The organism is Salinispora pacifica DSM 45544, from assembly GCF_000378845.1.
Classification (GTDB): domain Bacteria; phylum Actinomycetota; class Actinomycetes; order Mycobacteriales; family Micromonosporaceae; genus Micromonospora; species Micromonospora pacifica.
Genome location: NZ_KB905359.1, coordinates 2402680 through 2414644, shown reverse-complemented (window position 1 = coordinate 2414644; position 11965 = coordinate 2402680). Strand labels below are relative to the sequence as shown.

The 11965-nt window shown below is 68.7% G+C and carries 16 protein-coding genes; 11 read left to right on the top strand and 5 right to left on the bottom strand.

Annotated features, from left to right (window positions below):
- Positions 1-73 precede the first annotated feature (73 nt).
- Positions 74-1030: an HpcH/HpaI aldolase/citrate lyase family protein gene (locus SALPAC3_RS0110855; protein ID WP_018221269.1), complete on the top strand. Its 957-nt coding sequence runs from the start codon at positions 74-76 to the stop codon at positions 1028-1030.
- Positions 1031-1116: 86 nt separating this feature from the next.
- On the opposite strand, the gene SALPAC3_RS0110850 is transcribed toward SALPAC3_RS0110855, so the two are convergent.
- A complete protein-coding gene (locus tag SALPAC3_RS0110850) occupies positions 1117-1686 on the bottom strand; it encodes a DUF4190 domain-containing protein (RefSeq protein WP_018221268.1) in 570 nt (189 codons plus the stop codon).
- Between the two features lie 121 nt (positions 1687-1807).
- On the opposite strand from SALPAC3_RS0110850, the gene SALPAC3_RS0110845 reads away from it, so the two are divergent.
- Positions 1808-2707 carry an SDR family NAD(P)-dependent oxidoreductase gene (locus SALPAC3_RS0110845; protein ID WP_018221267.1) on the top strand — a complete coding sequence of 300 codons (900 nt, stop codon included), beginning with the start codon at positions 1808-1810 and terminating at the stop codon, positions 2705-2707.
- A 52-nt stretch (positions 2708-2759) separates the two neighbouring features.
- Here the strand turns inward: SALPAC3_RS0110845 and SALPAC3_RS26950 are convergent, their stop codons facing one another.
- Positions 2760-3260: a DUF4190 domain-containing protein gene (locus tag SALPAC3_RS26950; RefSeq protein WP_026185446.1), complete on the bottom strand. Its 501-nt coding sequence runs from the start codon at positions 3258-3260 to the stop codon at positions 2760-2762.
- 164 nt (positions 3261-3424) lie between these two features.
- Here SALPAC3_RS26950 and SALPAC3_RS0110835 point away from each other — a divergent pair, with 164 nt between their 5' ends.
- Positions 3425-4621, top strand: coding sequence for an acyl-CoA dehydrogenase family protein (locus SALPAC3_RS0110835; protein WP_018221264.1), 1197 nt, complete (start codon positions 3425-3427; stop codon positions 4619-4621).
- 9 nt (positions 4622-4630) lie between these two features.
- On the opposite strand, the gene SALPAC3_RS0110830 is transcribed toward SALPAC3_RS0110835, so the two are convergent.
- From SALPAC3_RS0110830 to trxA, 3 genes are all read right to left on the bottom strand, one after another.
- Positions 4631-5038 (bottom strand): CoA-binding protein, encoded by a 408-nt coding sequence (locus SALPAC3_RS0110830; protein WP_018221263.1) that lies wholly within the window; start codon positions 5036-5038, stop codon positions 4631-4633.
- Positions 5039-5104: 66 nt separating this feature from the next.
- A complete protein-coding gene (locus SALPAC3_RS0110825; protein WP_018221262.1) occupies positions 5105-6142 on the bottom strand; it encodes an Rv2578c family radical SAM protein in 1038 nt (345 codons plus the stop codon).
- Between the two features lie 72 nt (positions 6143-6214).
- Positions 6215-6577 (bottom strand): thioredoxin, encoded by a 363-nt coding sequence (gene trxA / locus SALPAC3_RS0110820; RefSeq protein WP_026185445.1) that lies wholly within the window; start codon positions 6575-6577, stop codon positions 6215-6217.
- A 558-nt stretch (positions 6578-7135) separates the two neighbouring features.
- Here trxA and SALPAC3_RS0110815 point away from each other — a divergent pair.
- The 8 genes from SALPAC3_RS0110815 (at position 7136) to SALPAC3_RS0110785 (ending at position 11946) form a co-directional block, all read left to right on the top strand.
- Positions 7136-7651, top strand: coding sequence for a MaoC family dehydratase (locus SALPAC3_RS0110815; RefSeq protein WP_018221260.1), 516 nt, complete (start codon positions 7136-7138; stop codon positions 7649-7651).
- A 115-nt stretch (positions 7652-7766) separates the two neighbouring features.
- Positions 7767-8282: a hypothetical protein gene (locus SALPAC3_RS0110810; RefSeq protein WP_018221259.1), complete on the top strand. Its 516-nt coding sequence runs from the start codon at positions 7767-7769 to the stop codon at positions 8280-8282.
- Positions 8283-8317: 35 nt separating this feature from the next.
- Positions 8318-8941 (top strand): TrmH family RNA methyltransferase, encoded by a 624-nt coding sequence (locus SALPAC3_RS0110805; RefSeq protein WP_018221258.1) that lies wholly within the window; start codon positions 8318-8320, stop codon positions 8939-8941.
- 18 nt (positions 8942-8959) lie between these two features.
- A complete protein-coding gene (locus SALPAC3_RS29185) occupies positions 8960-9190 on the top strand; it encodes a hypothetical protein (protein ID WP_332308191.1) in 231 nt (76 codons plus the stop codon).
- Positions 9191-9267: 77 nt separating this feature from the next.
- Positions 9268-9426 carry a hypothetical protein gene (locus tag SALPAC3_RS28325; protein ID WP_018218449.1) on the top strand — a complete coding sequence of 53 codons (159 nt, stop codon included), beginning with the start codon at positions 9268-9270 and terminating at the stop codon, positions 9424-9426.
- Between the two features lie 6 nt (positions 9427-9432).
- On the top strand, positions 9433-10308 hold the full coding sequence (locus SALPAC3_RS0110795; RefSeq protein ID WP_018221257.1) for a PH domain-containing protein: 876 nt from the start codon (positions 9433-9435) through the stop codon (positions 10306-10308).
- An 82-nt stretch (positions 10309-10390) separates the two neighbouring features.
- Positions 10391-11005 (top strand): MarC family protein, encoded by a 615-nt coding sequence (locus SALPAC3_RS0110790; protein WP_018221256.1) that lies wholly within the window; start codon positions 10391-10393, stop codon positions 11003-11005.
- 32 nt (positions 11006-11037) lie between these two features.
- Positions 11038-11946, top strand: a complete 909-nt coding sequence (locus SALPAC3_RS0110785) for a RecB family exonuclease (RefSeq protein ID WP_018221255.1) — start codon at positions 11038-11040, stop codon at positions 11944-11946.
- Positions 11947-11965: the final 19 nt, after the last annotated feature.

Genomic DNA, 11965 nt, shown 5'->3' with positions numbered 1-11965 from the left:
GTCGCCAAGTCCACATACGTCTGCATGGTTGAGGTGGCGCCGGCCTGTCGCCGGACGCTGGAAGGAGCGCTTTATGACCGCAGTCGGTCGCCCCCGTCGGTCCTGCCTCGCGGTACCGGGTTCCAGCCTCAAGATGTTGGGGAAGGCGCAGGGCCTCCCCGCCGACCAGGTCTTCCTTGATCTGGAGGACGCGGTCGCCCCGCTCGCGAAGCCGGACGCGCGGAAGAACATCGTCGCCGCCCTCAACGAGGGCGACTGGACCGGCAAGACCCGGGTGGTCCGGGTGAACGACCTGACCACCCCATGGACCTACCGGGACGTCATCGATGTGGTCGAGGGCGCCGGCGCCAACCTGGACTGCATCATGCTCCCGAAGGTGCAGGACGCCGGCCAGGTGCGGTGGCTGGACCTCACCCTCACCCAGGTGGAGAAGACCCTCGGCCTCCAGGTCGGGCGGATCGGGATCGAGACGCAGATCGAGAACGCGGCTGGCCTGGTGAACGTCGATGCGATCGCCGCGGCGTCGCCCCGGGTGGAGGCCATCATCTTCGGCCCTGCTGACTTCATGGCGTCGATCAATATGAAGTCGTTGGCGGTCGGGGCGCTGATTCCGGACTACCCGGGCGATCCCTACCACTACATTCTGATGCGCATTCTGATGGCTGCCCGGATGCATGACAAGCAGGCGATCGACGGCCCGTTCCTGCAGATCCGGGACGTTGATGGGTTCCGCGACGTGGCCAAGCGGTCGGCCGCGCTCGGCTTCGACGGGAAGTGGGTGCTGCACCCGGGCCAGTTGGAGGCCGCAAACGAGGTCTACTCCCCAGCCCAGGACGACTACGACCACGCCGAGCTGATCCTCGACGCCTACCAGCACTACACCTCCGAGGCTGGCGGCAAGCTCGGTGCGGTGATGCTCGGCGACGAGATGATTGACGAGGCGTCGCGCAAGATGGCGTTGGTAATCGCGGCGAAGGGCCGAGCGGCCGGGATGGTTCGTACCTCTTCCTTCACCCCGCCCGCGCAGTAGCCGGCCGGCGGTCGGGGCGGTCAGCCGATTCCGGCCCGCCGGGCCTGGCCCCGGTTTCCCGGGGCGGCCCGCTGCGGCCGGTTGGCTCAGACGGTGCTCGCGGATTCGGTGGCGATAATGACGAACGCCACCACGTAGAAGACGATCAGGAGCGCTACCAAGCCGGTCAGGATCCAGCCGACGATGATCGCGGCCTTCGCCATACCCTCGCCGCGCTCGCCGGTTTCCCGGATCTGCTTCTGCGCGATGTGGCCGAGGACTGCCCCGACCGGCGCGGTGATGCAGGACATCAGCCCGAACAGCGACAACACCAGGGCGACGATGGCCATACTGTTCGTCTGCGGCTGGGGGTAGCCGTAGCCCGGGTACGCGCCCGTCGGGTACGCCCCCGGTGGGTTGGCGCCCGTCGGGTACGCCCCCGGTGGGTACGCCCCCGGTGGGTTGGCGCCCGCCGGGTAGCCGGCCGGCGGGTAGGCGCCCGGGTACGGGTCGGTCGGGGGGTAGGGAACGCCCCCGGCTGGCTGCCCGAGCCCGGGTTGGTCGCCTACCGAGGCGGAAGGAGCGGACTGCTGCCCGGGCTGCTGACTGTCGTCCGGCAACCCGCCAAGTGGTCTGGTGGGGTCCTGCCAGTCGCCGGAGGAGGGGGGGTAGGTCATGGTCTGGTTCTGCTCTCCGTTTGGGTAATGGTGAGCCGCCAGCGTAGTCAGCCGAATGAAATTCGGGGCACTGCCACCGCGCCGCGTTGCTCGGGCCGGGGCAAACAGGCAGGATTCTGGCATGGCGATTGACGCGAGTGCCGGGAGCCGACCGAAACGAGACGCGAGTCGGCGCGGTGTGGCCCGCCGCAGCCGGGCGACGGGCGGCAGTCTGGCCGGGCCCGGCGGGCAGGACGAGCAGGTACCCCTGCCGGAGCTGGTCACCATGCGGCTGGACGGGCGGGTGGCGTTGGTGACCGGAGCCGGCAGCCCGGACGGTATCGGGTACGCGACCGCGCGTCGCCTCGCCGACCTGGGCGCGCGGGTCGCCATCGTCTCCACCACTCGCCGCATCCACGAGCGGGCCGGCGAACTGGGGGTCACCGGGTTCGTGGCTGACCTCACCGACGAGTCGGAGGTCGGTGCGTTGGCAGATGCGGTCACCGAGCAGCTCGGTGAGGTGGAGGTGTTGGTCAACAACGCCGGCTTGGCGAGTCGGGCGAGCCCGGAGGTGCTGCGGCCGGTCGCCCAGCTCAGCTACGAGGAGTGGCGCGGTGAGATCGATCGCAACCTGACCACGGCCTTCCTGTGCAGCCGGGCGTTCATCGGCGGGATGGCCGAGCGGGGTTGGGGCCGGATCGTGAGCCTGGCGGCGACCGCCGGCCCGGTCAATGCCTTGCCAACGGAGGCCGCCTACGCGGCGGCCAAGGCCGGAGTCGTCGGGCTGACCCGGGCGTTGGCGATGGAGATGATTGCGGACGGGGTGACCGTCAACGCGGTGGCCCCGGGGACCATCCACACCGCCGCATCAACGGTGGCCGAGCTCAAACAAGGCCTGGGGACGCCGGTGGGCCGGCCGGGCACGCCGGACGAGGTGGCGGCGTCCATCGCGTTTCTCTGCTCGCCGGCCGCCTCCTACATCACCGGTCAGATGCTGGTCGTGGACGGCGGCAACAGCGTGCGCGAGGCGCAGTTTCGCTGACCCGACGGCGCTCAACACCCGGTCACCACGCCACGGGCCAGGGCGCTTCGATTCAGTACGTGCCGCTGTCGTTGCCGCCGACGGCGGCCAGGACCGCCCAACCGCAGCAGGCCAACAGGCCGAGCGCGGTGAAGATGTAGCTGAGGATCAGGCCCGCGGTGGCGAGTTGGCCACCGGACTCGCCGCTGGTGCGCAGCTGTCGGCGGGCCAGGTGGCCGAGGACGATGCCAGCGGGTGCGAAGACGAAGGCGAAGACCAGGCAGAGCACGGCCAGGACGTTCGTCGCCGAGCTTCTGGGCGAATCATAGAGCTGGTGCTGCTGCCCCCACTGTGGCTGTTGCGCCCACGGTTGTTGCTGCTGTTCCCATTGTTGCTGTTGTTCCCACTGCTGCTGCCCCCACTGGGGCTGGCCGCCCTGCGCCGCACCGTGCTCCGGCGGCTGGTTCGGGTCTGTTCGGTGTGAAGGGGGCGGCTCCGGGCCGGCGGCGGGCTGTTCCCAGGGGGACGCGGGCCGGTCGGGATCCGGTGGATCGGGCGACGGTGGCTGGCTCACGGTTTTCTCCTCCTGCCGAGGTCCCTATGGCCGGACGCTACCCCGGCTGGTGAAACTTTTCACAGCGGTTGGGGGGACCGGTCACCTTGGCGGCACCGCCCGCGCCGCCGATACTGGCCGGGCATCTGGTTACCCCCGAGTAGCACAACGACCCGGAGGCGGATATGGCTCGACTCGCCCAGACACCCGGCCTGACCGACGTGCAACAGTCGATTCTGGAAACCGTCCGGGAGTTCGCGAACAAGGAGATCATCCCGCACGCGCAGCGGTTGGAGCACGCCGACGAGTACCCGGCCGACATCCTGGACGGGATGCGTGAGATGGGGCTGTTCGGCCTGACCATCGGCGAGGAGTACGGCGGTCTGGGCGAGTCGCTGCTGACCTACGTGTTGGTGGTGGAGGAGCTGTCCCGGGGCTGGATGTCGATCTCTGGCATCGTTAACACCCACTTCATCGTGGCGTACCTGATCTCTCAGCACGGCTCGGTCGACCAGCGGGCTCGGTTGCTGCCGAAGATGGCCACCGGCGAGGTACGTGGGGCCTTCTCGATGTCCGAGCCGGAGTGCGGCTCCGATGTCTCGGCGATCACCTCGCGGGCGGTCCGGGACGGCGCGGACTACGTCCTCAACGGCCAGAAGATGTGGCTGACCAACGGGGCGTATGCGTCGGTGGTCGCCACCCTGGTCAAGACCGACACCGGCGCCGATTCGGTGTACGGGAACATGAGCACCTTCCTGCTGGAGAAGGAGCCGGGCTTTGGGGAGACCGCTCCGGGCCTCACCATCCCCGGCAAGATCGACAAGATGGGCTACAAGGGGGTCGAGACCACCGAGATGGTTCTCGACGGCGTGACTGTCCCCGAGTCCGCGGTGCTCGGCGGAGTGGAACAGGTCGGTCGCGGTTTCTACCAGATGATGGACGGGATCGAGGTGGGCCGGGTGAACGTGGCGGCCCGGGCCTGCGGCATCTCGATCCGCGCCTTCGAGCTGGCCGCCGCGTACGCGCAGCAGCGTCGCACCTTCGGCCAGCCGCTCGCCAAACACCAGGCCATCGCGTTCAAGCTGGCCGAGATGGGGACGAAGATCGAGGCCGCGCACGCGTTGATGGTCAACGCCGCCCGGCTCAAGGACGCCGGTCAGCGCAACGATGTCGAGGCCGGCATGGCCAAGCTACTCGCCTCCGAGTACTGCGCGGAGGTGGTCCAGGAGGCGTTCCGGATCCACGGTGGCTACGGCTACTCCAAGGAGTACGAGATCGAGCGTCTGATGCGGGAGGCCCCGTTCCTGCTCATCGGGGAGGGCACCTCGGAGATCCAGAAGACCATCATCTCTCGTGGTCTGCTCCGGGAGTACCGGCTCTGACGCGTCCGGTCAGCCCCGGCGGCTCAGGCCGGCGGCGGCGCGTTCGACGCCGAGGCAACGGTCCTCGACGTAGTCGATGCCAGCGTCGGCGGCGATCCGTCGGGCCGCTGGGGAGACGATGCCGAGTTGCAGCCAGACCGCCGGTGCGCCGATTGCGACGGCCGAGCGGACGACCTGCACCGCGTCGTCGGCCGGCCGGAACACGTTCACCAGGTCGACCGGGTGCGGGATGTCGGCGAGGGACGGGTGGGCGCGCTCGCCGAACAACTCGTCCACGGCCGGGTTGACCGGGATGATCCGCCAGCCGTGTTGTTGCAGCTGTAGCGGCACGGTGTGCGCGAATTTTCGCGGATCCCGGGACGCGCCGACAACAGCGATCACGGTGGCTTCGGCGAGGATCTGCTGGGGTCCGCGCATCCATCGACTCTAACGTCCCCGTCGGGATCTGGTGGGGCGGAGAGTCGGGGGATCCGGTGGGGGCGGCTAGAGCAGGCTGAGCTGCTCGGCGTGCGGCCGGTCGGGGGGCCGCGGGGCGTCCCGGGGAGCGCCGGGATGGAGGCCGTGCCGGCGGGCCGCGATCCGGACCCGGGCGGTCAGCTCCCGCTGGTACGACTGCGGGGAGTACGCACCGGCCCCGTACAGCTCACGGTAGCGGGGGACCAGGTGCGGAAAGGCGCGACCGAGCCAGCGGGCATACCAGTCCCGGGCGCCGGCGCGCAGGTGCAGCGCGATCGGGGTCACGCCGGTGGCCCCGGCATCGACGATCGCCGCCACGGTCGCTTCGATGGACTCGTCGTCGTCACTGAGGCCGGGCAGGATCGGTGCCATCAGCACCTCGACGGCGAAGCCGGCTTCGGTGAGTTGGCGGACCACGTGTAGCCGGCGACCCGGGCTCGGCGTGCCCGGCTCGACCGCCCGCCAGAGCCGTTCGTCCACGAAGCCCAGCGAGCAGGCCAGGTTGACCCGGGTCACCTGGGCGGCCTGGCGGAGCAGGGGAAGGTCACGCAGGATGAGGGTGCCCTTGGTGAGGATCGAGAAGGGGTTGGCGAAATCCCGTAGCGCGCTGATGATCCCCGGTAGGAGTTGGTAGCGCCCCTCTGCTCGCTGGTAGCAGTCCACGTTGGTGCCCATCGCGATCTGCCCGCCCCGCCAGCTGGGTGCTGCCAGTTCTCGGCGGAGCAACTCGCCGGCATTGGTTTTGACGATCACTCTGCGGTCGAAGTCGGCACCGGCGTCGAGGCCGAGGTAGGTGTGCGTGTTGCGGGCGAAGCAGTACACGCACGCGTGGCTGCAACCCCGATACGGGTTGATGGTCCACTCGAAGGGGACCCGGGAGGTGCTGGGGACTCGGTTGATGATCGACTTTGCCTGGATTTCATAGAAGGTCATGCCGGCGAAGTCGGGCGTGGGAAAGCTGCGGACGGTGGCGCCGGTGAGCGCCAGCGGCAGGGGTGGCGCCGCTGGCGCTGACCCGTCGAGGCCGATCGTGCTCGGATCGGCGGCGAGGTTGTCCCAGCGCATGACCGGTATTCGAACACAGGTACGAACAGGTGGGCAAGCGTTGTGGGGTGTGCCGGCCCGGCCCGGGGTGGGTCAGTGGGGGTGCTCGGCGAGCTTCTTGCGGACGTCGTCCATGTCCAGCGCCTCGACCTGCTCGATCAGGTTCTCGAGGGCCGACTCGGGCAGCGCGCCGGGCTGGGCGAAGACGATGACCCCGTCGCGGATCGCCATGATCGTCGGGATGGAGCGGATGTCGAACTTTGCGCCCAGCTCCTGCTGTGCCTCGGTGTCGACCTTGCCGAAGACGATGTCTGGGTGCTTCTCCGAGGAGCGCTTGTACACCGGGGCGAACCGCTTGCAGGGGCCACACCAGTCGGCCCAGAAGTCGACCAGCACGATTCCGTCGCCACCGGTCAACTCGTCGAAGTTCGCCGTGGTCAGCTCAACGGTTGCCATCTCAATCTCTCCGATCACGTGGAACAGCTACCTCTGGTCGAACCAGAGCACGCCGCGGGGAATTCCCGGGGCCCTGATGGCCGAAACGCCGCCGCCGTGGGTTGGTTACGGCGAGGGGTCACGCATCATCGATGTCTATCGGTGCCGAGTGGGTGCTGCAATACGCAAGTGCATGTCGCATTTGCGTTACCATCGGTAGTGGGAGCGCTCTCAGGGTGGGTGGGCGGCACTGTGGGTACGTGTCGGTAACTTTAGTCATGACAAGGGGCTATCGGATTCACCGTGATCACTTGCAGCAGGGCTGTGGATTACGCTGAGTGATGTAACAAAAAGGAAACTGTGATCCCCGTCTCTGTTGGAAAGTGGTTGCCGTGCGGCAGAATCTGTCGCATCAGAGCGTGGGCGGCGGGTGCCGGGGAGGGCCCCGCCGCTCATTGCGTCCGGCCTCGGTTGGCACTGGTGTGACTTTTCCCGGCCACCGTCGTCCCCTGGCCCACCTTTACGATCGGTAAGGCATGCTGTGCCGAACTCATCACCGCCCGTCGAAGGGGGACCAGGATGCAGTTCGGCCGCTACTACGAGGATTTCGAGGTTGACGCGGTCTACCGGCACTGGCCGGGCAAGACGGTCACCGAGTACGACGACCATCTCTTCTGCCTGCTCACGATGAACCACCACCCGCTTCATCTGGACGCGCACTACGCCGAGACCGCGAGCCAGTTCAAGCGCAACGTCGTGGTCGGCAACTACGTCTACTCCCTGCTGCTCGGCATGTCGGTGCCCGATGTCAGCGGCAAGGCGATCGCGAACCTGGAGATCGAATCCCTGCGCCATGTCGCGCCGACGTTCCACGGCGACACGATCTACGGCGAGACCACGGTCCTGGACAAGCGGGAGTCCTCCTCGAAGCCGGACCGCGGCGTGGTCGCCGTCGAGACCCGTGGCTACAACCAGGACGGCACGCTGGTGTGTGTGTTCCGGCGCAAGGTCATGGTGCCGAAGAGGGCGTACGCCGAGGCCGCGGCCGCCGACGGGGTGGATCTGGAGCGGCCGAGTTTCCCCACGCCGCGCTGACGGCGTTGCCGCGCCGGAGGCTCCGGAAGGCTTCCGGCGTGGTCCATCCTTCGCGCTATTACAGATTTATCCGGTACTCCTCGTTTTGTTGCTCTTTTATCGGTAATCGGGGCTTATGCTGGCGCCGGAGGTTCCGATGAGCCACTCCGTCGCCGGCGAGCCGCCCGTCACTGGCCGCCACGCCGTACCGCTGACCGCTGCTGCCTACTCCGCCGCGGAGTGGGACCTGCTCTCCAGCCTGCCCAGCTGGACCGTCGTCGTTACCGCCACCCAGGTACCCGTGCGGGGGGTCGCCGCTGGGCTGGCCGGCCTCGACGCCGTTGCCGCCGGTCGGTCCTTCGACAGCGATTTGGTCCGCGCGGTGGTGGCCACGATCTACGCCCGGCACGACGGTTCGGCGAGCGCGCCGAGGGGGCGGCTCGCCGACGACGCCGAACTGCTCGCCGTCGCCCGTGCGGTGGCCCGGCTGCTCGAGCGGCGGGCCGATCCAGCGGACTCGGCCGCCTACCGGCAGTGGGTGCAGTCGGTCGCCGCCCGGGTCTGCCGGGCCGGGCCGAGCCGGGGCGGGCCGGTTGCCCGCAGCGACCGCCGGTTCCTCGATCGGCTCGGGAATGCCCTGGGGCTGGGCTGAGTGGCGCGTCCGACTGGCCGTACCCTCTAGGACCCGTGACCGGTGAGCAGTTTGAGGTCGGGGTGGGTCCGTGGCAGGGCACCCCGCCCGACGACCCGCACTATGACCCAGACCTGCTGGCGCACGGTGACCGACGCAATGTCGTTGACCGGTACCGCTACTGGCGACAGGAGGCGGTCGTCGCGGACCTGGACCAGCGGCGGCACGACTTCCACGTGGCGATCGAGAACTGGCAGCACGATCTGAACATCGGCACCGTGGTCCGCAACGCCAACGCGTTCCTCGCCGCCGAGGTCCATATTGTTGGCCGCCGCCGGTGGAATCGACGCGGCGCGATGGTGACCGACCGCTACCAACATGTGCGGCACCACGAGACGATCGAGGGCTTCGTCGGCTGGGCGGCGGGTGCCGGGCTTTCGGTGGTTGGCATCGACAACCTGCCGGGTTGTCAACCGCTGGAGACGGCCACGCTGCCCCGGCGATGCGTACTGCTCTTTGGTCAGGAGGGCCCGGGTCTATCCGAACCTGCTCGGGCCGCCTGTGACCAGCTCTTCTCGATTGCCCAGTACGGCTCGACCCGTTCGATCAACGCCGGCGTGGCCAGTGGCATCGCGATGCACGCCTGGATCCGGTCCTACGGCGGGCCAGCTCCGGCCTGAGGCGGTGCCGCCCCTCCACTGTGTCGTGTGAGATCACCGACGGATCGAAGCGCGTCGGCCGGTGAGGCTCGGGGATTGTGGCTGCATGCGATAGCCTGGCCGGCGAGTGCGGGGCGTTGCTCGTGGGTCGTCAAGCGCGACCTCTCGAGGTTGACGCGCCTTGGGCTCAGGCACGGTGCACCCCCTCCGGATCTTGCGATGGGCTTGACAAGTCCCTCGGAATGTCGGAGAACGGACACAGTCAAATAACTGTACGGCATCACGCTGATACTCTGAGTGTCGCTGCGGTAATCGGACCCGGCGCCCGCGCGAGAGGATGGCCCGTCATGGTCAAGAAGGTCCTCACCTGGGCCGGTATCGCATTTTTGATCTTTTTCGTGGCCTACCGGCCGAACTCCGCGGCGGACGTCTTCAAGTCGCTTGGCGGCGGTCTCGTGGACATCGCCCAGGGGTTTGGCGAGTTCGTCACCAACATCGTCGCCTAGTCGACGATGGGTAGCCCCTCCGATCCCCCCTTCGACCCCGACGACCCCGACCGGGAGCGCCGGGAGCGCGACACGGAATCGATTCCCCGGATCGAACCAGAGAACGGATCCGGCTATGGATCCGGTCCACCCCCGTTCCAGGGCCCCGGGCCGTTCGACGAGGCGAGGTTGGGCGAGGGGCCCGGGTTCGCCGACGACAGCAGGTCGGGGCGGAGCTGGATTCCAGACCCCGAGGGCGACTACCAGCCGCCGCAGATCTCCGAGGACGAGATCGCCGGCCTGCGGGCGGACGCGGCCGGCATGGCGCCGCGCCGGGTCCTGCCGTTGGAGGATGAGCCCAGTTCCCTCGTCGCCCGTTACCTCTTCCCCACCGAGCGGTACCGGGGTGAGTGGAAGCGGCACTGGGTTCACCTCGTCACCCCGCTGCTCATCGGCGTGGTGGCCACCTTCGTGCTGGGGTACCTCTCCGGCTTCCTCGCCGGCCGGGATGTCGGTGGGCTGACCACCGTCGCCGTGCTGGCCTGGTTTGCCGTGATGGGTTGGGTGGCGTGGCGGGTCGCTGACTGGTGGTACGACCGGTTCATCCTGACCAACAAGCGGGTGATGGTGGTCAACGGCATCATTACCCGCCAGGTGGCGATGATGCCGTTGGTTCGGGTTACCGACATGAAATACGAGCAGACTCCAGCCGGGCGAGCGCTCAACTACGGCACGTTCGTCCTCGAGTCCGCCGGTCAGGAACAGGCGCTGCGCGAGATCAAGAATCTGCCCAACCCGAACGAGCTTTACCTGCGTGTCGTCGAGGAGATGTACGAGCCGCAGGCGGTCGAGGCGCGGCTGGGCAAGGAAGCCGACGAGGCGAAGGCCGACGACGGCGCCTGAGACAACGCCGGAGCCGGCGTGACCAGCGTCCCTTCTGGGGGAGGCGACGTGACGTCCACGCCGGCGCCGCTAGGTTGATCCGGTGGATATCAAGCTCTTCGGCGAGGTCTTCGTAACCCTGCTCGTGATCGTCGACCCGCCGGGCATGATGCCCATCTTTCTGGCGCTGACCGGACCGCTGTCCGCCCGGGACCGGCATCGGGCGGCCTGGCAGGCGGTGGCGCTGGCGCTCGGGGTGATCGCGATCTTCGCGGTGGCGGGCTCGACCCTGCTCGACTACCTGCACGTGGACCTGCCCGCACTGCAGGCCGCCGGTGGCCTGCTGCTCGTACTGGTCGCCCTGGAACTGCTGACCGGTAAAGCGGACGACCCCAGCCAGCAGGTCACCTCGAACATCGCGCTGGTGCCGCTGGGCACCCCGCTGCTCGCCGGTCCCGGTGCGATCGTGGCCACGATGCTCTTCATGCAGCAGGCCGATGGCGCGAAGGACATCACCGCGATCGCCGGCGCGATCGTCGCCGTGTTGCTCGCCGTCTGGGTGGTCCTTCGCTTCTCCGGCGGAATCGTCAAGATCCTGCGTCCGGGTGGAATCGAGGTGCTGACCCGGATCGCCGGACTGCTACTGGCGGCGATCGCGGTGCAGTTGATCGCCGACGCGGTGGCCGCCTTCGTCACCCAGTACACGACCGCGGGCTGACTTCTGTCGGGGGCGGATGGCAGGATCGCGGTGTGCGACGAGCTGGCCGACCTTCCACCACCCCGCCGCGACCCCGCGCCGCCGAGCCCGAACAGCTCGGCTTCGAGGGCATGCCGGAGCGGCTCTTCGTCTGCACCCCCAGCAAACTCGGCGCCTACGCGGACTGCCCACGGCGCTACCGCTACACCTACTTGGACCGTCCCGCCCCGCAGAAGGGGCCGCCCTGGGCACACAACTCACTCGGGGCCAGCCTGCACACCGCGTTGAAGAACTGGTATGCGCTCCCCGTTGACCGGCGACGGTCGGCGGCGCTGGCGACGCTGCTCAAGGGCACCTGGGTGCGCGACGGCTACCGGGATCACGAGCAGGAGCGAGCCGCGTTCCGAAAGGCGCTGGGCTGGCTTGAGGCATACGTGGCGACGCTTGACCCGGAGACCGAACCGCTGGGGGTGGAGCGGGTGGTCGCGGTGAAAACCGGGGTACTGGCGTTCAACGGCCGCGCCGACCGGATTGACTCCCGGGTCGGGCCGGCGGGGGCGGAGCTCGCCATCGTGGACTACAAGACCGGCCGAGCTGGGCTGGACACCGACGATGCCCGCGGCTCGCAGGCGCTGGCGCTCTACGCGTACGCCGCGGAGCGGGTCTTCCGCAAACCGTGTCGCCGGGTGGAGCTACACCACCTGCCGACCGGGACCATCGCCGCGCACGAGCACAGCCCGGAGTCACTCGCGCGGCAGGTGTCCCGGGCTGAGGAGACCGCCCGGGACATCATTGCGGGTGAGCGCTCGGTCGCCGCCGGCGGTGACCCGGAGCAAGCCTTCCCCACCGCTCCGGGGCCGCGCTGCGGCTGGTGTGACTTCCGGCGGCACTGTCCGGCCGGTGCGCAGACGCCGGGGAAGGATCCGTGGGCCGCGGTGGAGCGGGTGACCGACAACGGGTGACGGTCGACGCCCCAACCGC

Excerpts from the sequence above, each read along its gene's own strand:
- SALPAC3_RS0110855 (WP_018221269.1), top strand. The coding sequence starts at position 74 with ATGACCGCAGTCGGTCGCCCCCGTCGGTCCTGCCTCGCGGTACCGGGT.
- SALPAC3_RS0110850 (WP_018221268.1), bottom strand. The coding sequence starts at position 1,686 with ATGACCTACCCCCCCTCCTCCGGCGACTGGCAGGACCCCACCAGACCA.
- SALPAC3_RS0110845 (WP_018221267.1), top strand. The coding sequence starts at position 1,808 with ATGGCGATTGACGCGAGTGCCGGGAGCCGACCGAAACGAGACGCGAGT.
- SALPAC3_RS0110835 (WP_018221264.1), top strand. The coding sequence starts at position 3,425 with ATGGCTCGACTCGCCCAGACACCCGGCCTGACCGACGTGCAACAGTCG.
- SALPAC3_RS0110830 (WP_018221263.1), bottom strand. The coding sequence starts at position 5,038 with ATGCGCGGACCCCAGCAGATCCTCGCCGAAGCCACCGTGATCGCTGTT.
- SALPAC3_RS0110825 (WP_018221262.1), bottom strand. The coding sequence starts at position 6,142 with ATGCGCTGGGACAACCTCGCCGCCGATCCGAGCACGATCGGCCTCGAC.
- trxA (WP_026185445.1), bottom strand. The coding sequence starts at position 6,577 with ATGGCAACCGTTGAGCTGACCACGGCGAACTTCGACGAGTTGACCGGT.
- SALPAC3_RS0110815 (WP_018221260.1), top strand. The coding sequence starts at position 7,136 with ATGCAGTTCGGCCGCTACTACGAGGATTTCGAGGTTGACGCGGTCTAC.
- SALPAC3_RS0110810 (WP_018221259.1), top strand. The coding sequence starts at position 7,767 with ATGCTGGCGCCGGAGGTTCCGATGAGCCACTCCGTCGCCGGCGAGCCG.
- SALPAC3_RS28325 (WP_018218449.1), top strand. The coding sequence starts at position 9,268 with ATGGTCAAGAAGGTCCTCACCTGGGCCGGTATCGCATTTTTGATCTTT.
- SALPAC3_RS0110795 (WP_018221257.1), top strand. The coding sequence starts at position 9,433 with ATGGGTAGCCCCTCCGATCCCCCCTTCGACCCCGACGACCCCGACCGG.